The following is a 19,059-nucleotide window of genomic DNA, read 5'->3' as shown; positions in this document are numbered from 1 at the left end:
GCGTTCTCGGTCGGCCCGTACGCATTGACCAGCGGGAGCCCGCCGCGGGCGGCGAGCACGGCACGGACCGTGCCCGGGTCGGCCACGTCCCCACCGGTGAGCAACTGCCGCACTCCCGCCAGCGCCGTGACGTCGGTTCCGGCGAGCTGCCGGAACAGCCCGGCGGTGAGGAAGGCGACGGTGACCCCACCGTCGCGGATCAGCGCGGTCAGGCCGGTCAGGTCCACCGGGTCCGGCGGTGCGACCACCGCGGCGGCGCCGGTCAGCAGCGCACCCCAGATCTCCCAGGTGGAGGCGTCGAACGCGGTCGGGGCGAACTGGAGCAGCCGCTCGCCGGGGCCGAGGGTGGCGAAGTCGGGGCCGGTCACCAGCCGCACCACGCCCCGGTGGGTGATGCCGACCCGCTTGGGTGCCCCGGTCGAGCCGGAGGTGTGCAGGACGCAGGCGAGCTGCAACGGGTGGATCCGTGGCGGCGGACCGGCCGGCACCGGGTCCCCGGCCGGGGTGTCGACGTCCAGCACCCGGACCGGCCCCAGGTCGGGCAGGCCGGCGGCGGTCGCCGGGGTGGTCAGCAGCAGCCGGGTGCCGCTGGCGGCGAGGAGGCCCGCGATCCGGGCCGGCGGGGTGGTCGGGTCCACCGGCAGGTACGCCCCGCCGGCCTTGAGCACCCCGAGCAGGGCCCGGATCAGTGGTTCGCCCCGGGGCAGCAGCACGGCGACCGGATTCTCCCCGGTCACCCCGTGCCCGCGTAGCGTCCCGGCCAGCCGGTCGGCCGCGCGGTCCAGTTCCGCGTACCCGACCGTGCGGTCACCGACCACCAGCGCGGGGGCGTCCGGGTCGTCGGCCACCCGGGCCGCGAAGACGTCGGGGATCGACGCCTGCCGGGGATAGGGCCGTCGGGTGGCGTTCCAGGCGGCGCGCAGCGGCGCCTCGGCGGCGGCACCGAGATCCAGGTCGGCCAGGGCGGCGTCCGGCTGCTCGGCGATCTCGCACACGGTGCGGTGCAGTTGGGCGAGGATCCGCCGGGCGGAGGCGTCCAGCAGCCGGGCGGCGTCCCACGTCACGCCCAGGCGCAGCTCCGGTTCGTCGAAGGCGTGCACCGTCAACGGCCAGCCGGGCAGCCGGTGCACCCGGGCGGAGCGTCGGGCCGGCTCCGGCCCGCCCTCGGCCAGGGCCGTGGCCAGGGTCTGCCGTTCGAACACCACGAGGCTGTCCAGCAGCGGCGTGTCGGGTATCAACCCCGCCTGACCGAGGATGTGGTGCAGCGGTGTGAGCTGGTGCGCGCGGAGCTGCCGGATCCGGTCGGCCACGTCGGCGAGCAACCGGCGCACCGGCCACCGCCGGTCGAGCCGGATCCGCAGGGGCACCGTGGTCAGGAGCAGCCCGAGGATCTGCCCGGCGTCCGGGACGCTGCCGTACCGGCAGGATCTGGTGACCGCGACGGTGACGTCGTCCACGCCGCCGTACGCGCCGCGCAGCAGCGCCCAGGCCGCGTGGACCAGCACACCGACGCTGACGTCGGCGTGCGCGGCGGCGGCGCGGACCCGGTCGGAGTCGGGTCGGGTCAGGATGATCTCGTGCGCCGCCGGCACGCTGCGCGCGCCGGCGGCCGTGGCGGTGTCCAGCCGGCCCGGGAGGGCCCGGGGGATCGGGGCGTCGGCGAGGTACCCCTTCCAGAACGCGTCGTCGGCGGCCGGGTCGCGCGCCTCCCACCAGCGCACGAAGTCCACGAACGGCGGCCGGTGCGGCGGGTGCGGCGGCCGGCCGGCGCGACGCGCGGCGTAGTCGGCGAAGACCTCGTCGAGCAGCATCCGGGTGGAACGGCCGTCGAGGATCGCGTGGTGGAACGTGACGACGACGTGGTGGTCACCCAGGACGGTGACCCGCAGCAGGGGTGCCCGGCCGACGTCGAAGGGTTCGCGCCGGTCGGTGGGCAGGAACCCGTCGACCGTCGCGTCCCGCCACCGCAGGTCGGGCGGCACGGCGGGGTGGACGACCTGGACCACGCCGTGCTCACCGTCGACCTCGAAGGCCGTACGCAGCACCGCGTGCCGGCCGGTCGCGGCCTGCCAGGCGGCGGCGAAGGCGTCCCGGTCCGGCGGACCGTCCCAGGCGAGGGTGACCTGCTGGACGTCGATCCCGGCGTCGGGCTGCCGGAGCGTCTGCAGCACCATCCCGCGTTGCACGGCGAGGGCCGGATACCGCTGGGGACTGCCGTTCATGCGCCCTCGCCCGTCACGATGTCAGCCGCTGGTGGCGTGCTCGTCCATCCACCGCCGCAACGACAGCGGCCGCATGTCCGTCCACACCTCGTCGATGTGGGCGAGACACTCGTCGCGTGACCCGGTGGTGCCCTCACGACGCCAGCCGGCGGGCAGTTCCCGGTCGTCCCACCAGATCGAGAACTGTTCCTCGTCGTTCACGACCACGGCGTACGTCCGGGTGTCATCGTCAGCGCCCATCGGACCCCCTTCCGCCCGAAGGATTTCAACGCGTCGATGTGCTGTCAAGGAGTTCGCCGGTCCTGCGCCGTCAACCGGAGGCGGGGCGTGCCGCGGTCCCGGAACCCGGATCGGGTCCCGCCGTCGCCGCGCCGGTGTGCCCGTCGGTGCGGGGCGTGCGGGCCACCCAGCCGACGACCGGACCGGCGGCGAGCGCACAGCCGACGAAGATCGCGGCGACGACCCACCAGCCCCAGCCGCCGGTGCCGACCGCGAGCAGGGTCAGTCCGACCGGGGCGAAGACGTCCGCCGCCGAGCTGATGGTCTGCGCCGTGCCGAGGTACGCGCCACGCTCCGCGGCGGGCGGCACCGTGGTCTGGAAGTACCAGAGTGCCGCCGAGAACCACAGTTCCGTCGTCGTCACCAGCACCACGACCCCGATCAGCGCGACGACGGTCCACCAGCCGCCGGTCCGCCCGGCGACCGCGGCCACCGGGCAGGCGACCGCCGTGACCAGAGCGCCGCGGCGGATCAGGCGGGCCGCGCCGGTGAGCGAGTCCGCACCCCGCGCCGCCGGCACCTGCAAGCTGATCACCAGCACCGTGTTCAGGGCCAGCATCGCGCCGAGCAGCGGCTTCGGAGCGTCGGTGTGGGTGATCGTCCACAGCGGCAGGATCTCGATGAGGATCACCGCGTGGAACATCATGACGGCGAGGAGCACCGCCGACGTCACGTAGGGCACGTCCCTGAGGACCGCCCACCGGGAGGGGCCGGCCGAGCGTTCGTGCCGCGCCGCCGGCGCGGCCGGCAGCCGGGCCACCAGGACGGCGTTGAGCAGTGACAACGCCGAGTTGAACAGCACCATGGCGACCAGCGCGGCGGTCGAGTCGAACGCCAGGGCCAGCGCGCCGAGCCCGGTGCCGACGGTGAACCCGGCGTTGAGGTACGAGCGCGCGTACGCCATCGTGCGCACCCGGTCCGCGGCGGGCAGGGCGGCGGCGGTGTAGACGGTGCGTCCGGCGTTGGCGAACGAGGCGGTGGCCGCGGCCACCACCATCAGTACCACGAAACCGACGAAGGACGTCACGAGCGGGTAGGCGGCGAACGTCACCGCCGCGCCGAGCGCACCGGCCGCCCAGGACCGCTGCCCGCCGAGCCGGTCGGCCAGCGTGCCCAGCGGCAGCGAGGTGAGCACCCCGGCGAGCCCGGCGATCGAGAAACCGACCCCGATCTGCACCGGGGTGAGGCCGAGCACCTCGGTGAAGAACACGATGCTGCCGCTGAGGAACGTGCCGCTGCCGACGGCCACCATGGCGGTCTGGTACGCGATCGCCCGGGGCAGTCCGGGGGGCGGCAGGAGCCGGTACACGGCGAATCGGTGACCGTCCATGGTGTCGGTCAGGCTACCCGGGCTGCGCGGCGCCGTGACCCTCCAAGGTGGAGGCGGGCCGGTTCAGTGTCCGTTCTGTTCCTGGAAGTCGACGATGGCTTCGCCGTGGTCGCGGGCCCAGTCGGTCAGGACCGTGATCGGCCCGACCAGGGTCTGCCCGAGTGCGGTGAGGCTGTATTCGACACGCGGGGGAGCTTCGGCGTACGCGCGGCGTTCGACCAAACCGTACGCCTGCAGGCGGCGCAGGGTCTGGGTGAGGACCTTGTGGGAGACGCCGCCGATGAGGTCGGCCAGTTCGCCGGGGCGTCGGGGTTGCAGACTGAGCGCGAACAGCACGATCACCGCCCACTTCTCGGTGATGATCTCGACGGCCAGGCGGGTGGGACAGTCGGCGAGGAAGACCTGACCGTGGGCGTCGGGCACAGGGCCAAAAGTTACCAGCAGGTTCCTATCGGCTCCGTAGCGTTCCCCGGTGACCCCATCAGGAGCACAGGGAGCCTTCCATGCCACGAGTAGTCGTGTTCGACGAGACCGGCGGTCCGGACGTGCTGCGCGTCGTCGACGAGCCGGTCGTCGAGCCCGCAGCCGACGAGGTCCGCGTACGGATCGAAGCCTTCGCCGTCAACCCGATCGACCAGCTGGTCCGGGGTGGGCAGTCCCCGCGGCCCGTGCGGTTGCCGCACGCGCGGCTGGGCGTCGAGGGAACCGGTGTGGTCGACGCGGTCGGGTCCACGGTGACCGGGCTGGCCGTCGGTGACCCGGTCATCCTCGGTGCGATACCCGACTTCGAGACCAGGGGCGCGTACGCCGAGTACACCACGCTGCCGGCCGACCGGGTGGTGCCACGGCCCGCCGGGCTGGAGCCCGTCGGGGCGGCGGCGCTCTGGGTGTCGTACTTCACCGCCTACGGTGCGCTGGTGGAGAGGGCCGGGATGCGACCCGGGGACCGGATCCTGATCACCGCGGCGTCGGGCGGGGTGGGGCGGGCCGCGATCCAGATCGCCCACCAGATCGGCGCGGTCCCGATCGCGGTCACCCGACACAGCGCCACGGTGGACGGCCTGGTGGCCGCCGGGGCCGCCGCGGTGATCGCCACCGACCGGGAGGACGTCGTGGAGGCCACCCGGCGGCACACCGGGGGAGTGGGCGTCGACATCGTCCTGGACGCCGTCATGGGTCCGGGCCTGGCCGAACTGTCGCTGGCCGCGAAGCTCGGCGGCACCCTGGCCACGGTGGGCTGGCTGGACCCACGGCCGGCGTCGTTCCCGGCGAATCCGTCGCTGACCATCCACCGCTACATGAGTCTCGCGGACATGGTCGACCCGGTGACCGCCGGGCGGGTCGCCGCGTTCCTGACCGCCGGTGTCCGCACCGGCGTGCTGCAACCGGCGGTGGACCGGGTGTTCACACTGGACGACATCGTCGGGGCCCACCGGTACCTGGAGCAGGGAACGGCGGCCGGCAAGATCGTGGTGACGCCGTAGTCGTCGGCGAGGCGCTGGAGGTTCCGGCCTGGCCGGCTCGACGAACTCGCCTGTCCGCTCCGCGACGCCCGCTACCGCCGTGATCGACGCCTGGCGGTGACCGGCGTCGACCCGGGGCCTAGGCGACTGCCGCGCCCGGCCGGTGCCGGGCGGCCGTGGTGACCAGCGCGTCCAGTAGGGCGGGTGTCACGGGTTCGCCCGTGACGAGTACCCGGAAGTGGATCGGCCCGACCGTCTGGTCGACGAGGAGGTCGATGTCGGCGTCGGCGGGCAGTTCGCCGCGGGCCGTCGCCCGGTCGAACGGCACCCGGTCGCGGGCGCGCAGCCGGGGCAGCACCTCCGTGCGTAGCCGGGCGGCCAGTTCGGGATCGTGCTGGGCCTGTCCGGCCAGGGCCCGGAACACCGCGCCGGAGTCGGACGCTTCGAGGAAGCGGACCAGTTCGTCGAGGTGGGCGCGGAGGTCGGTGCGGAAGGCGCCGGTGTCGGGCAGGGTGAGTTCCTGGGTGCTGTCGGCGGTGAACGCGTCGATCAGGATGTCGGTCTTGGATCGCCACCACCGGTAGATCGTCTGCTTGGCGACGCCGGCGCGGGCGGCGATGCCCTCGATGGTGACCCTGGCGTAGCCGATCTCGGCGACGAGGTCGTCGGCCGCCTGGAGCACGGCCTCGCGGGCCGCCTCGCTGCGGCCGTGCCGGTTGCCGCGGTGCATCGGGCGCTCCTTACCCCGTGAGGTGTCTCTGCCGTGTGATCCACGTCTTCCGAGACGCTACAAGACCCACGTCTTCCATAGACGCAACGTTGTGTCTAGTCTACCTTTCATGACGACGACACTGCACGACCCGGCGGTCCGCGACCTGATCGACCGGCTGTTCGCCGAGGCCGAGCGCGACGACGAGCGCTCGCCGGGTCGGCCCGTCCCCACGGCCACCGCCCAGGAACGCTCCGACCTGCTCGAAGACGTCTACATGCCGATCTCTGCCCGGGGCGGCGACCTGCTCTACGCCCTGGTCCGCGCGGCCCGGCCGCAGACGGTGGTCGAGTTCGGCACCTCGTACGGCATCTCGACGCTCTACCTCGCCGCGGCCGTACGGGACAACGGGATCGGGCACGTCACGACGACCGAGCTCAGTGCGACCAAGGTGAAGGCGGCCCGTGCCACCATCGAGGAGGCCGGGTTCGGCGACATCGTGACCGTGCTCGAGGGCGACGCGCTGACCACCCTCGGCGCGGTCGGCGGCCCGATCGGCCTGGCGCTGCTCGACGGCTGGAAGGAGCTGTGCCTGCCCGTCCTGCGTTTACTGGAGGACCGGCTCGCCCCGGGTGCCCTGGTCGTCGGCGACGACTCCACGTTCGCGTCGATGGGCGACTACCTGGCCTACGTCCGAGAGCCGGGCAACGGCTACGTCAGCATCGACTTCCCGGTCGAGGACGGCATGGAACTCAGCTGCTGGACGGGCCGCTGATCAGGGAACCGGGGTGGCCGGGTCGGTCCGGTGGTGCGGTGCCCGGTGAGACCGCGTCCCGGACGCACCCGGCCAGGAGCCTGCGCCGCCGCTCGTGGTGCTCGTCGGGTTCGTCGGCGGTCGCGGCGTAGCCGATGCTGGCCGCCGACCAGGCGAACGCCATGCTCAGGACCAGGGTGAACAGGTCGAAGGGATCGCCCGGGCGCACCCGGCCGGCGGCCTGCGCCCGGGCGATCGCCGCCAGCTTCGGCTCGTGGTCGACGGCCCGGCCCAGGCTGCCGGTGGGCTGCCGTTCCAGGCGCAGCCAGGTCAGCAGCCGGACCAGTCGGGGGTCGCGCAGGTTCGCGTCGTACATCGCCACCGCCGATCCGGGCAGGTCGTCCGCGTCGAACGCGACCGCGCTCATGAGCTGGTCGGCGCGGTCGGCGATGACGGCGTCGAACAGGCCGTCCTTGTTGCCGAAGTAGCCGTACACCTGGGCCTTGTTCGTGCGTGCCGCGGCCGTGATGCGGTCGATCCGGGCTCCGGCGATGCCCTGTTCGGCGAACTCGACGGCGGCGGCGTCCAGGATGCGGCGGCTGGTAGCCGCGCCTTTGGCGGTCACGGGACCTGAGGACATGGGACCGATTCTAACAAACCGACGAGTCGGTTGCTTTCGGCGTGACGACCGGCTAGGTTCAAAAAATACAGAACAGTTTGTTTGGAAGGGGTGTCCATGAGGACGACCATCGGCTGGCAGAGCGTGGACGGCACCGTCGCCCTGCAACGGGCGACGATCGAGCGGCGGGACCTGCGCAGCGACGACGTCGCGGTCCGCGTCGACTACTGCGGCGTCTGCCACAGCGACCTGCACCTGCTCAGCGGCATGATGCCGCACTACAAGAACGCCGCCGGCATCGTGCCGGGCCACGAGTTCACCGGCACGGTTACCGCCGTCGGGGCTGAGGTGACCCGCCTCGCTCCCGGCGACCGGGTCGCCGTGGGCACCCTCGTCGACTCCTGCGGGGCCTGTTCCATGTGCCTGGTCGGTCAGGAGAACTTCTGCCTCGAACGACCCACCAGCACCTACGGCAGCCCCGACCGGGTCGACGGCACCATCACCAAGGGCGCGTACAGCCGCGAGTACGTGCTGCGGGAGAAGTTCGCCTACCCGCTGCCCGCCGGCCTCGACCCGGCCGGCGCGGCTCCGCTGATGTGCGCCGGCATCACCATGTGGGAGCCGCTGCGCGCGGCGGGAACCGGCGTCGGCAGCAGGGTGGCGGTCGCCGGCCTCGGCGGACTCGGACACCTGGGTGTCAAGCTCGCCGCCGCACTCGGCGCCGAGGTCACCGTGCTGAGCCGTACCCCGGCCAAGGCCGACGACGCCCGCAAGCTCGGTGCCGTCGATCTGCTCGTCACGACCGACGACGCCCAGCTCGCGCGGGCCGCCAGCAGCTTCGACCTCATCCTGGACACCATCTCCGGCCCGCACGACCTGTCGCCGCTGCTGCGGCTGCTGACCCTCGACGGCACCCTCAGCGTGCTCGGCTTCCCCATGCAGACGCCGGTGAACCTCATGGAGCTGACCTTCGGCCGCCGGAAGCTCAGCTCGTCGGGCACCGGCGGCACCAGGCACACGGCCGAACTGCTGTCCTTCGCCGCCGAGCACGGCATCACCGCCGACATCGAACTGCTGCCCTCCGCCCAGATCCACCAGGCCCTCGACCGGCTCGCACGCGGCGACGTCCGCTACCGCTTCGTGCTGGACCTCGCCGACCTCGACTGAGACACCACCGCCACCGGGAAGCCGCGTCCGCGTCGGCCGGGGCCGTCACCGGCCGCCGGGAGGTTCCGCCCGTCGGCCGCCGCCTGGTTCGCAGAACAGTGGCACGTGCGGGCCGCAGGTGCCGTTCCTCGTACGCCCCGGGCGTGCCACCCGGCCGTGTCATTCCCCGTTGCGGTGCCCGGTGGCGGGAGCGCGCCCGGCCAGCCCGGCGATGAACGTGACGATCTCGTCGGGGTTCTCCTCGGCCATGAAGTGGCCGCTGGTGGTGGCCCGGTAGGTGAGGTCCGGGGCCCACGCGCGCCAGAGCGCGGAGGCGTCGAAGCCGAGTTGGGCGCCCCAGTCCTGGGAGATGACGCCGACGGGCATCGTGAGTCGTGCGCCGCGCTCACGGTCGGCGACGTCCATGTCGAGGTCGATGCCGGCCGTCGCGCGGTAGTCGGCCACGATCGAGTCGATCGCGGCCACGGAGCTGTCGACGTAGTGGTCGCGCTCCTCGCGGGTGAAGGTGGTGCCGGCGGGGTCCCAGGCGTCGAGGAAGGAGCCGAAGAACTCGGGACCGACGGCGGCGATCATCTTCTCGGGCAGGCCGGCCGGCTGGGCCATGAGGTAGAGGTGCCAGGCGACCTTGGCGTCGACGCCCTGCAGGACCGCCCACGTGTCCAGGGTCGGCAGGACGTCGAGGATGCCGAGGTAGCGCACCGCCTCGGGGTGGTCGAGTCCGGTGCGGACGGCGACGAGGGCACCGCGATCGTGGCCGACGAGCCCGAACTGGTCGAAGCCGAGCTGGCGGGCGACGGCGAGCACGTCGTTGCCCATCGTGCGCTTGGAGTAGGTGCCCGGGTCGGCGGCGACGGGCTTGCCGCTGGCTCCGTAACCGCGCAGGTCGGGGACGATGACGGTGTGGTCGGTCGCGAGCTTCGCGGCGACGTGCCGCCACATGTAGTGGGTCTGCGGGAAGCCGTGGAGCAGCACGACGGCCGGTCCCTGGCCGGCGACGGCGACGTTGAGGTCGACGCCGCCGTCGCCGGCGATCGTGCGGTAGGTGAAGTTGTCGATCACGAATGGTGTGGTCACGAGTCCTCCTGGGACCGGTCGGTGGTGCGGGTGTCGGGATGGCCGGAGAAGATGCCGGCGGGCAACGTGGCGGCGTCGGTGGCGGAGGCGACGAGCGCCGGGATGACCACGGTGTCCACGAGTGCGGACAGGTAGGCGTCGTCGACCGCGAGGCCGTTCGCGTGCCGGAGCAGCAGCACCGACCCGACGACCTCCTCGAAGGCGAACGGGCTCGCACCGGCGGGCAGTTCGCCGCGGGCGACGGCGGCGTCGATGACCGGCTGCGGCAGCCTGGCCCCCGTGGGGCCCGTGGAGTTCTCGATGGCGTCGCACAGTTCGGGGTCCTTCAGCCCGGCCTGGAGCAGCATCAACGCGGTGCCGGTGTCGCCGGCGGCCATCGTGCGATCCAGCCGCCGGGCCAGGGCCAGCAGGTCCTCGCGCAGGGTGGCCCCCTGCGGCAGCGGGGACGTCGAATGCCGGGCGGGTCCCGCCTTCACCGCGGCGATGACCATGTCCCGCTTGGAGCCCCAGCGCCGGTACAGGCTGGCCTTCGACGTCTGGCAGCGTCGGGCCACCGCCTCGAAGGTCACATCCTCGTACCCGTGCTCGGCGAGGATCCCGAGGACGGCCGCGGTGATCCGACGCTCAAGCTCGGCATCGCGCGGTCGTCCTCGGGATACTGACGATTCCCCATTTCGATACGGCACGCCCCGTATCGTATGTCAGGGTGTCGGGGCCGTCCACCGGCGGCCCCCGGTCGGCACGTTCAGTTGCCGACGCCGAGGCTCGCCATGAACCCCGCCGGGTAGCGGTCACCGCGCGCGGCCCCCTTCGGCACGGCCGCCTCGATCTCTTCGAGATCACCGGCCGACAGTTCCACGTCCAGCGCCGGCAACGCCTCGGCCAGCCGCTGCCGGGTACGCGCACCGACCAGCGCGACGATGGACGGGTCCTGCGCCGCCACCCAGGCGATCGCCAGCTGCGCCACCGTGCACCCCTTCGCGTCGGCGACCCGGCGCAACGCCTCCACCAGGGCGAGGTTGTGCGACGCGTTCTCGGCGGAGAAGCGGGGAGCGTGGTTACGCGGATCGTCCGCCCGCCCCGGCACCCAGTTTCCCGAGAGCAGGCCACGGCCCAGCACCCCGTACGCGGTCAGCCCGATGCCCAGCTCCCGCAGCGTGGGCAGCACGTCGGCCTCGACGGCCCGCGACAGCAGCGAGTACTCGATCTGGAGATCGGCAACCGGGTGTACGGCGTGCGCCCGCCGGACGGTCTCCGCGTCGACCTCGGACAGCCCCACGTACCGCACGTAACCGGCGTCGATCATGTCCTTGATCGCGCCGACCGTGTCCTCGACCGGCACCGACCGGTCGAGCCGGGCCGGCCGGTAGATGTCCACGTGGTCGACGCCGAGCCGGGTCAGCGAGTAGCTCAGGAAGTTGCGCACCGAATCCGGGCGGGAGTCCTGACCGGCGAACCGCATGCCCGGCCCCACCTGCTGCCCGAACTTCACACTGAGCAGGTAGCTGTCCCGGTCGCGTCCCCGCAACGCCTCCGACAACAGCAGCTCGTTGTGCCCCATGCCGTAGAAGTCGCCGGTGTCGACCAGGGTGACCCCCGCGTCCAGCGCCGCCCGTACGGTGGCGATGCTCTCCCCGCGATCGGCCGGGCCGTACGCACCCGACATGCTCATCGCCCCCAGCCCCACCGCGGAAACCGTCGGACCCGTGGTGCCCAGCGTGCGTGTCTGCATCGAAACTCTCCCTCATCGGTCGATCCCGGCTCCACCCTGCGCCGCTTCCCGGCCCGCCGGCAGCGGAGCGCTCATCGTGGGAGCGCCGCTCCCTGGCTCGGTGCCCGTCCCCGGGGCAGCATGGAGGCATGCAGCGTGAGCAGCTCGCCGACTTCCTGCGGCGTCGGCGCGAGGCCATCCGGCCCGCCGAGGTCGGCATCGCCGACGGCCCCCGCCGCCGCACCGCCGGCCTGCGCCGCGAGGAGGTCGCCATGCTCGCCGGCATGTCCGTCGACTACGTCGTCCGCCTCGAGCAGGGGCGCAGCAGCCAGCCCTCCACCCAGCTGCTCGGTGCCCTGGCCCGCGCCCTGCGCCTGACCGACGACGAGCGCAACCACCTGTTCCACCTGGCCGGCCACCAGCCGCCGCCCGCCGAGGGCATCGCCCGCCTGGCCCGGGCCGGCCTGGTCCGCCTGCTCGACCTGGTGGGCGACACCCCCGCCATGGTCCTGTCCGACCTCGGTGAGGTCCTGGCGCAGAACCGCATGTCGATCCTGCTCAGCGGCGACCACACCGGGCTGACCGGCGACCGTCGCTACGTCGCCTACCGCTACTTCACCGACCCGGCCGTCCGCGACCTCCACGACCCCGGCGAATGGCGGCGGCACGCCCGCCAGCAGGTCGCCGACCTGCGCGCGGTGGCCGGCCGGCGACCCGGCGACCCGGCCGTGACGGGCCTGATCGACCGGTTGCGGGCGGCGAGCGAGGACTTCCGGCGGTTGTGGGCCGAGCACGAGGTGGCGGTACGCCGGTCCGACCGCAAGACGTTCGTGCACCCGCGCGTGGGCCGCATCACGATGGACTGCGAAACCCTGGTCACCCCCGACCTCGGCCAGCAACTGCTGGTGCTGACCCCGGCCGACGCCGAGGCCCGGGAGCGGCTTGAGCTGCTGCGCGTGCTGGGCGTCGAGGAGTTCCCGGCCGGCGTGCCCCACTGACGGCGCGCGATCGACCTCGGGGCGGCCACCGGCGGCGACCTTTGCCCGGGGCCCGCCGGTCGCGGTGCTTGAATGGTGGGCATGCCGCTCGACGAGTTGCGTGTTCTGCTGGCCCGGCACGCTCGGCCCGACCTGGGCACCGGCATCGCCGACGTCCGCATCTTCCGCGCCGACCGGCCCACCCCGCCGACGCCGACCACCTACGGCCGGGTGCTGGCCCTCGTCGCCCAGGGCACGAAGCGGTTCGCGCTCGGCGACCGGGTGTACGAGTACCAGGCAGGCGAGTACCTCGTCGCCTCGATCGACCTGCCGGTGACCGCGTACTTCGCCCGGGCCAGCCCGCAGGAGCCGGCATTGGGCTTCGGCCTGACCCTCCACCCGGCCGCTGTCGCCGAGGTGCTGCTCCAGGCGGACCCGGCGGGCCTGCCGGCACCCGCCCCCCGTCCACCAACCGGCCTGACCGTCAGCAGAGCCCCCGTCGAGCTGCTCGACGCCGCCGTCCGGCTGCTGCGCCTGCTCGACCAGCCCCGCGACATTCCCATGCTCGCGCCCCTGATCAAGCGGGAGATCATCTGGCGGCTGCTCACCGGCGAGCAGGGCGGCGTCCTGCGCCAGTTCGGCCTGCCCGACAGCAGCCTCAGCCACGTCGCCCGGGCCGTCCAGTGGATCCGCGACAACTACGCGCAGCCGTTCCGGGTCGAGGACGTCGCGCAGCGGGCGGGGATGAGCGTCTCCTCGTTCCACCGCAACTTCCAGGCCGTCACCTCGATGAGCCCGATCCAGTACCAGAAGCAGATCCGCCTGCAACACGCCAGGCTGCTGCTCGCCGCCAACCCCGGCGACGTCGCCGGGGTCAGCCGCAGCGTCGGCTACGAGAGCGCCGCACAGTTCAGCCGCGAGTACCGCCGGCAGTTCGGGGGCCCGCCCCGCCAGGACGCGGTCCGCCTGCACGCCCGGACCGCCACGCGGGCCGCGTCGCGCGACAGTTGACGAGAACTCGCGTTGTCTTGCCCGTTCCTGCCTGACTGCGCGACGGACGATCCCGGTGGCGGAACACCCCGGTAGCCTGCCCGGACACAGGGGCGAGGTCGGCCGCGGGTCGACGGACAACGACGGGCGCGTGAGGTACGGGTGGCCGGAAGCGAACTGTTCGGACGCCACGACGACCTGGCGCAACTCGCCGGGTTCCTCGACGGGGTGCGCCAGGGCGGCGGCGCGCGGCTGATCTGCGGCGAGCCGGGGGTCGGCAAGTCCTCCCTGATGACCGCCGCGTCGGAACTCGCCCTCGCCGGCGGGATGCGCGTGCTGCGGGCGTCCGGGTCGGAGTTCGAGGCCGACGTCAGCTACTCCGGCCTGCACCAGCTGCTGCTACCCGCGTACGCGGCCCTCGACCGCCTCCCGCCCGGGCCGCGCGAGGCGCTGTCGGTGGCGCTCGGGTTCGGCGTCGGCGCGCCCCCGGACGTCCTGCTGGTCTGCAACGCCGCGCTGCTGCTCGTCACCGAGCTGACCACCGACGGGCCGGTCGTGCTGGTGGTCGACGACGTGCACTGGCTCGACCGGGCCAGCGCCGTCGTCCTCGGCTTCGTCGCCCGGCGGCTGGCGGGCCGCCGGGCCGGGCTGCTGGCGTCGACCAGGACGGGATCGGTGAGCTTCCTCGACCTGCGGGGGCTGTCCGAGCACGTCGTCGGGCCGCTCGACGACGAGTCGGCGGGGCGGCTGGTCGACGTCCGCCACCCGCAGTTGCCGGCACGGGTACGCCGCCGCCTGCTCGACCTCGCCCAGGGCAACCCCCTCGCGCTGATGGAGTTGCCCGCCGCGCTGCTGGGTTCCGTGCGGCGCACGCAGACGCACCCCGAGGTGGTTCCCCTCAGCGACCGCCTCCAGGCGATCTTCGCGGCCCGGTTGACCGGGCTGCCCGAGGCGACCCGGCAGGTGCTGTTGCTCGCCACCTTCGAGGGCACCGGCGACGTCGGGGTGCTCCGGGCCGCGCTGCCCGACCGACCCAGCCTGGCCGACCTGGCCCCCGCCGAGCGGGCGCAACTGGTACGGGTGGACGACGCCACGGCCCGGATCGCGTTCCGGCATCCGCTGATCCGGTCGGCGATCGTGGCCATGTCCACCCACGAGGAGCGTCGCGGCGCGCACGTCGCCCTCGCCGGAGCCCTGGTCGACGACGAGGAGCGTCGCGCCTGGCACCTCGCGGCGGCGGCCGTCGGCCCGGACGAGGCGGTGGCGCAGATCCTCGAGGACGCGGCGCACCGGGTGATGCGCCGTGGGGACGGGTTCGCGGCGGTGGCGGCCCTGGTCCGCGCCGCCGAGCTGAGCGCCACGAGCGCCGGTCGGGGACGGCGGCTCGCCGAGGCCGCGTACATCGGCGCGGAGGCCAGCGGCACCATCGACGACGCGAAGATCCTGCTGACCGACGCGCGTCGGGCGGCTCCCGACTCCGTCGGTTCCCTGCACGCGGCCAACGCGACCGCCTTCCTCATGATCAACGGGGACGGTGACGTGAGCACCGCCCACCGGCTGTTGGCGGGGGCCATCGAGACCGGGGACCACGGCTACCGGGCCGACGATCCGGCGCTCGTCGAGGCCATGCACACCCTGCTGCTGCTGTGCTGGTACGGCAGCACCCCGCAACACTGGGTGCCGTTCTTCACGGCGCTGCGCCGGATCCGGCCCCGGCCGCCGGACGTGCTCGCGTTGGCGAGCGACAGTTTCGCCGACCCGGTGCGTACCGGGAAGGCGGCGCTGCACCGGATCGACGCGGTGCTCCGGACGCTGACCGACGACGCCGACCCCGCCCGCGTCATGCGGATCGGCACCGCCTCGGTGTATCTCGACCGTCTCGGCGACTCGCGGGAGGCGTCCTGGCAGCTCGTCCGGCACGGGCGCGACGGCGGTGCGCCCCGCCGGCACCTCGGGGCCCTGATGCACCTGTGCCTCGACGACTTCCTGACGGGCCGGTGGGACGAGGCCGAGGAACTCGCCGAGGAGGGCCAGCGGACCTGCGACACCAGCGGCTTCTCGTTCTTCGCGTGGTACTTCCGGTACAACCGGGCGATCCTGGCCGCCGGGCGGGGACGGTTCGCCGAGGCGTACGCGCTCGCCGACGAGATCACCCACTGGGCGCTGCCCCGGGGCGTCGCCGCCGCGGCGTTGTTCGCGCAGCATCCCCGGGTCCTCGCCGCCCTCGGGCAGGGCGACTACGACGCCGCCTTCGGGTACGCCGCCGCGATGAGCCCGCCCGGCGTGCTCGCCTCCCATGTGCCGCACTGCACCTGGGTCATGTTCGACCTGGTCGAGGTGGCCGTCCGCACCGGTCGTACGGCCGAGGCCCGGGCCCACGTCCGGGCGATGCGCGACGCGGACGTGGCTGGCCTGTCGTCCCGGACGGCCCTGCTCCAGGCCGGCGCCGAGGCCGTCGTTCGCGACGACGACGAGTCGGTGACCCACCTGGAGACCCTGCTGGCCGACCCCGCGACCCGACGCTGGCTGTTCGACGGGTCCCGGGTGCGGTTGGCTCTCGGGGAGAGGCTGCGGCGGACCCGGTCGCCGGTGGAGGCCCGCCGGCACCTGCTCGCCGCACGCGACGGATTCGCCGCCATGGCGGCCGAACCCTGGCTCGCCCGGGTGGAGGGGGAACTGCGCGCCTGCGGCTATCGACCGCCCCCACGGCAACGGGGTGACCTGACCGCGCTGACGGCGCAGGAACGCCAGATCGCCGAACTGGCGGCGAGTGGCATGACCAACAAGCAGATCGCCGAGCGCCTGTACCTGTCGCACCGGACCGTCGGCGCCCACCTGTACCGGATCTTCCCCAAGCTGGGCGTCACGTCCCGGGCCGCGCTCCGGGACGCCCTGTCACCGCCTGCTGCTGAGCAGACTGCGCGCTGAGCTCGTCGGCCTGCGTCTCCTTCGCTTCGAGCAGCCGCTCCAGGAGCCGCCGGGTGGTGGGGTCGTCGTCGCCGATCCAGCGCACCGCCTCCTGCAACGTCTGGACCAGGATCCGTGCCCCCACGAGGTTCTGCGTCACGATGCCGACGACGTCACCGTCGGGGAACGCCCGGAAGGCGACCCGGGACCGGGCGCTCAGGTGCCGTGGGTCGTAGTCGCCGACGCACCCGAGTTGCCGGATCCGGGTCGCGACCAGCCGGGCGTCGCCACGGTCACGGTCGGCCCCGGCGAACAGGAGTTCCGCGAGCGGCCGCAACGCCGGGGCGCGGACGACCAGCGCGTGCTGCTCGTACTGCAACGAGGACACGACCAGGCTCGCCAGCAGCACGTTGAGCAGCCGCGTGGCCGCCGTCAGGTCGACCCGGTTCGACGGCGTGACCGGCCCGTCGTCGAGGTCGAACAGGGCCCGGTCGCGGACCTCGCGCATCCGCAGCACGGTGGGCGGCGATGCGGGGTGTTCCCGTCCTGATGGCGTCACGCCGTCGATGGTGCGGCGCGCCGGCCGGCCCGCGCATCTGTCGAATGACCTAACCCGGGGCCGAGGCGCCGGTGTCGGATGGTCCCGGCAGCCCCCGGGCCAGGGCACCGGGGCGCGGTGGGAGCCGGCGACTCCGCTCACGCCCGGCCACGGCCTGCCCGATTACAGCACCACCGGTTAGGTCATCGGCCGCCGACGCCGCGGATCCCGGAAGTCGGATGACTGATGGGGGCCGACCGGGCGGCCCCGAGAGTGGATCCCAGCCAGGCAACACCGTCGCCGCCGACATCCGGTGGCAGCCGCCGAGGAGAGTGCCCGATGACCGCAGGCTACGGCTTCCACGCCACCATGACCGCCCGCCCCGGCAGGGGCGACGAACTGGTCGACTTCCTGCTCGCCTCGCCGTCGTTGGCGAACGAGGACTGTGTCGTCTTCCTGATCGGCCGATCCGCCGCCGACTCCGACGTCGTCCACGTCACCGAGGGCTGGACGACCCAGGATGCGCATCACCGGTTCTTCGCCACCGACGAGGCGCAGGCCCTGGTGACCCGGCTCCAGCCGCTGATCGCCGGCGAGCCGGCCTACCTCGACGAGGTGCCGATCGGTGGCAAGGCCGCCATCTGAGATCCGGCACGGACATCCGCCCCCGCGCACCGAACACGAACAGGAAACCCCGCATGGCACTGACACGTCCCCCTCTCGACCCCGAGTTGCGCGCGCTGCTCGCCGACCTGCCGCTCGTGCCCGAACTCAACCGCGAGGTGCTCCCGCAGATCCGGCAGTTCTCGTCGATGCCCGTGGAGCCGCTGCTCGAAGGGCGGGCGATCGACCGGCGCGAGGTCAGCATCGCCGGCGCCGACGGCGCGGACATCCCGCTGTCCGTCTTCAGCCCCGCCGGCCAGGACCACACCGCCCCGGCCCCGTGCGTCTACTGGATGCACGGCGGCGGGATGGTGATGGGCGACCGCTTCTCCCAGCTCGACATCCCTCTGGAGTGGCTCGACCTGTTCGGTGCCGTCGTGGTCTCCGTGGACTACCGGCTGGCGCCGGAGGCCACCGGCACCAGCCTGGTCGACGACTGCTACCTCGGTCTGCTGTGGGTGGCCGGGCACGCCGACGAGCTGGGCGTCGACCCGGGCCGGATCATCGTCGCCGGGGTCAGCGCCGGTGGCGGCCTCACCGCCGGGATCGCCCTGCTGGCCCGCGACCGCGGCGGCCCGCCGCTCGCCGCCCAGGTGCTGATCTGCCCCATGCTCGACCACCACAACGACACCACCTCCAGCCGCCAGTACGCCGGCGAGCCCGGCGTGTGGACCCGCGAGATGAACGAGTTCGGCTGGCGGTCGGTCCTCGGTGACCTGGCCGACGACGCCGTACCCGCTCACGTCTCTCCCGCGACGGCCGGCGACCTGTCCGGCCTCCCGGACACCTACGTCGACGCCGGCACCGCCGAGGTGTTCCGCGACGAAGCCGTCACCTACGCCACCCGCGTCTGGGCCGCCGGCGGCCAGGCCGAGCTGCACGTCTGGGCGGGTGGCTGCCACGGGTTCGACGCCCTGTACCCGCAGGCGCTGATCTCGGCCCAGGCCCGCCGCGCCCGCACCGACTGGCTCGCCCGGGTCCTGACCCCACGACCGCAGACCGCCGGGCGGGCCGGGCGATGAGCGACAACCACCGGGCGCAGTTCCTGCGCGAGTTCCTCCGTGACCCGTTCACCGTCGCCGCGGTCGCCCCCAGCGGCGGACCGCTGGCCGACCTCGTCACCGCACCCGTGCCCGCCGTCGGCGAGCCGCTGGTCGTCGAACTCGGCCCCGGCACCGGAGCGTTCACGGCCGCCATCCAGCGCCGGCTCGCCGGCCGGGGCCACCACCTCGCGGTCGAGGTCAACGGGCGGTTCGCGGGCCTGCTGGCCACCCGGTACCCGCGCCTGGACGTCGCCGTGGCCGACGCCCGCGACCTCGGCGAGGTGCTCGCCGGGCGGGGTCACCGCCGGGCGGACGTGATCGTGAGCGGCCTGCCGTGGGCGGCGTTCGCCGGGAACCAGCAGGACGAACTGCTGCAGGCCGTCACCGACGCGCTCACCCCGGACGGGGCGTTCACCACGTTCGGCTACACGCTCGCCCGCTGGGCCCCGCCCGCCCGGCGACTGCGGCGGGCGCTGGGCGACCGGTTCGAGGAGGTCGTGACCTGTCGCACCGTGTGGGCGAACCTACCGCCGGCGTTCGTGTACTTCTGCCGGCGACCCCGGGTCGCGGCGCGCGGGCGCACGCTGGTGTCCCTGGCCCGCTGAGCGACGAG

At 73.5% G+C, this 19,059-nt stretch carries 19 protein-coding genes; 9 read left to right on the top strand and 10 right to left on the bottom strand.

All coding sequences use genetic code 11. The annotated features are described in order from the left end of the window. The 4 genes from B5D80_RS15695 to B5D80_RS15680 form a co-directional block, all read right to left on the bottom strand. Positions 1 to 2,222, bottom strand: a 2,222-nt coding sequence (locus B5D80_RS15695; protein WP_144081687.1) for an AMP-binding protein, incomplete at its 3' end; no start/stop codon positions are given. A gap of 21 nt (positions 2,223 to 2,243) precedes the next feature. Further along, positions 2,244 to 2,462 carry an MbtH family protein gene (locus tag B5D80_RS15690; RefSeq protein WP_088644613.1) on the bottom strand — a complete coding sequence of 73 codons (219 nt, stop codon included), beginning with the start codon at positions 2,460 to 2,462 and terminating at the stop codon, positions 2,244 to 2,246. Between the two features lie 70 nt (positions 2,463 to 2,532). Then, positions 2,533 to 3,831: an MFS transporter gene (locus tag B5D80_RS15685; protein WP_088644612.1), complete on the bottom strand. Its 1,299-nt coding sequence runs from the start codon at positions 3,829 to 3,831 to the stop codon at positions 2,533 to 2,535. 63 nt (positions 3,832 to 3,894) lie between these two features. Next, entirely contained in the window at positions 3,895 to 4,254 is a 360-nt protein-coding gene (locus B5D80_RS15680; protein ID WP_088644611.1) for a winged helix-turn-helix transcriptional regulator, read from the bottom strand. Between the two features lie 80 nt (positions 4,255 to 4,334). Between B5D80_RS15680 and B5D80_RS15675 the strand changes: the two genes are divergently transcribed. Continuing rightward, a complete protein-coding gene (locus tag B5D80_RS15675) occupies positions 4,335 to 5,315 on the top strand; it encodes a zinc-dependent alcohol dehydrogenase family protein (RefSeq protein WP_088644610.1) in 981 nt (326 codons plus the stop codon). A gap of 118 nt (positions 5,316 to 5,433) precedes the next feature. Here the strand turns inward: B5D80_RS15675 and B5D80_RS15670 are convergent, their stop codons facing one another. After that, the gene (locus tag B5D80_RS15670) at positions 5,434 to 6,024 is read right to left on the bottom strand and encodes a TetR/AcrR family transcriptional regulator (RefSeq protein WP_088644609.1); all 591 of its coding nucleotides are present in this window, start codon (positions 6,022 to 6,024) and stop codon (positions 5,434 to 5,436) included. A gap of 109 nt (positions 6,025 to 6,133) precedes the next feature. On the opposite strand from B5D80_RS15670, the gene B5D80_RS15665 reads away from it, so the two are divergent. Beyond that, a complete protein-coding gene (locus B5D80_RS15665) occupies positions 6,134 to 6,778 on the top strand; it encodes an O-methyltransferase (RefSeq protein ID WP_088644608.1) in 645 nt (214 codons plus the stop codon). Here B5D80_RS15665 and B5D80_RS15660 read toward each other — a convergent pair. Next, on the bottom strand, positions 6,756 to 7,397 hold the full coding sequence (locus B5D80_RS15660) for a TetR/AcrR family transcriptional regulator (protein ID WP_088644607.1): 642 nt from the start codon (positions 7,395 to 7,397) through the stop codon (positions 6,756 to 6,758). The two genes, B5D80_RS15665 and B5D80_RS15660, sit on opposite strands and share 23 nt — an antisense overlap. Before the next feature lie 96 nt (positions 7,398 to 7,493). Here B5D80_RS15660 and B5D80_RS15655 point away from each other — a divergent pair, with 96 nt between their 5' ends. After that, entirely contained in the window at positions 7,494 to 8,543 is a 1,050-nt protein-coding gene (locus tag B5D80_RS15655) for an NAD(P)-dependent alcohol dehydrogenase (protein WP_088644606.1), read from the top strand. Between the two features lie 159 nt (positions 8,544 to 8,702). Here the strand turns inward: B5D80_RS15655 and B5D80_RS15650 are convergent, their stop codons facing one another. Genes B5D80_RS15650 through B5D80_RS15640 form a run of 3 tightly spaced genes read right to left on the bottom strand, consistent with a single transcriptional unit; the run spans position 8,703 to position 11,349 of the window. Further along, positions 8,703 to 9,617 (bottom strand): alpha/beta fold hydrolase, encoded by a 915-nt coding sequence (locus B5D80_RS15650; RefSeq protein WP_245854618.1) that lies wholly within the window; start codon positions 9,615 to 9,617, stop codon positions 8,703 to 8,705. Beyond that, complete coding sequence (locus B5D80_RS15645) at positions 9,614 to 10,303, bottom strand: TetR/AcrR family transcriptional regulator (RefSeq protein ID WP_088644605.1); 690 nt, start codon at positions 10,301 to 10,303, stop codon at positions 9,614 to 9,616. Before B5D80_RS15645 ends, B5D80_RS15650 begins: the two co-directional genes overlap by 4 nt. A gap of 59 nt (positions 10,304 to 10,362) precedes the next feature. Next, positions 10,363 to 11,349: an aldo/keto reductase gene (locus B5D80_RS15640; protein WP_088644604.1), complete on the bottom strand. Its 987-nt coding sequence runs from the start codon at positions 11,347 to 11,349 to the stop codon at positions 10,363 to 10,365. A gap of 128 nt (positions 11,350 to 11,477) precedes the next feature. Between B5D80_RS15640 and B5D80_RS15635 the strand changes: the two genes are divergently transcribed. The 3 genes from B5D80_RS15635 to B5D80_RS15625 all read left to right on the top strand — a co-directional run bounded on the left by B5D80_RS15635 (position 11,478) and on the right by B5D80_RS15625 (position 16,223). Then, positions 11,478 to 12,326: a helix-turn-helix transcriptional regulator gene (locus B5D80_RS15635; protein WP_088644603.1), complete on the top strand. Its 849-nt coding sequence runs from the start codon at positions 11,478 to 11,480 to the stop codon at positions 12,324 to 12,326. A 72-nt stretch (positions 12,327 to 12,398) separates the two neighbouring features. Then, a complete protein-coding gene (locus tag B5D80_RS15630; RefSeq protein WP_245854614.1) occupies positions 12,399 to 13,316 on the top strand; it encodes an AraC family transcriptional regulator in 918 nt (305 codons plus the stop codon). 141 nt (positions 13,317 to 13,457) lie between these two features. Next, a complete protein-coding gene (locus B5D80_RS15625; RefSeq protein WP_088644602.1) occupies positions 13,458 to 16,223 on the top strand; it encodes an ATP-binding protein in 2,766 nt (921 codons plus the stop codon). On the opposite strand, the gene B5D80_RS15620 is transcribed toward B5D80_RS15625, so the two are convergent. After that, the gene (locus B5D80_RS15620) at positions 16,159 to 16,761 is read right to left on the bottom strand and encodes a ferritin-like domain-containing protein (protein WP_144081686.1); all 603 of its coding nucleotides are present in this window, start codon (positions 16,759 to 16,761) and stop codon (positions 16,159 to 16,161) included. The genes B5D80_RS15625 and B5D80_RS15620 overlap by 65 nt on opposite strands. Positions 16,762 to 17,079: 318 nt before the next feature. Between B5D80_RS15620 and B5D80_RS15615 the strand changes: the two genes are divergently transcribed. The 3 genes from B5D80_RS15615 to B5D80_RS15605 are packed head-to-tail and all read left to right on the top strand — an operon-like array spanning position 17,080 to position 19,051. Then, on the top strand, positions 17,080 to 17,385 hold the full coding sequence (locus B5D80_RS15615) for a putative quinol monooxygenase (protein WP_088644600.1): 306 nt from the start codon (positions 17,080 to 17,082) through the stop codon (positions 17,383 to 17,385). 53 nt (positions 17,386 to 17,438) lie between these two features. Continuing rightward, entirely contained in the window at positions 17,439 to 18,425 is a 987-nt protein-coding gene (locus tag B5D80_RS15610; protein WP_088644599.1) for an alpha/beta hydrolase, read from the top strand. After that, positions 18,422 to 19,051, top strand: a complete 630-nt coding sequence (locus B5D80_RS15605; protein ID WP_088644598.1) for a class I SAM-dependent methyltransferase — start codon at positions 18,422 to 18,424, stop codon at positions 19,049 to 19,051. Before B5D80_RS15610 ends, B5D80_RS15605 begins: the two co-directional genes overlap by 4 nt. Positions 19,052 to 19,059: the final 8 nt, after the last annotated feature.

Source organism: Micromonospora wenchangensis (assembly GCF_002210435.1).
In the GTDB taxonomy this organism is placed as follows: domain Bacteria; phylum Actinomycetota; class Actinomycetes; order Mycobacteriales; family Micromonosporaceae; genus Micromonospora; species Micromonospora wenchangensis.
The sequence above is the reverse complement of the archived record's forward strand: the minus strand, read 5'-3'. Positions and strand labels throughout refer to the sequence as shown.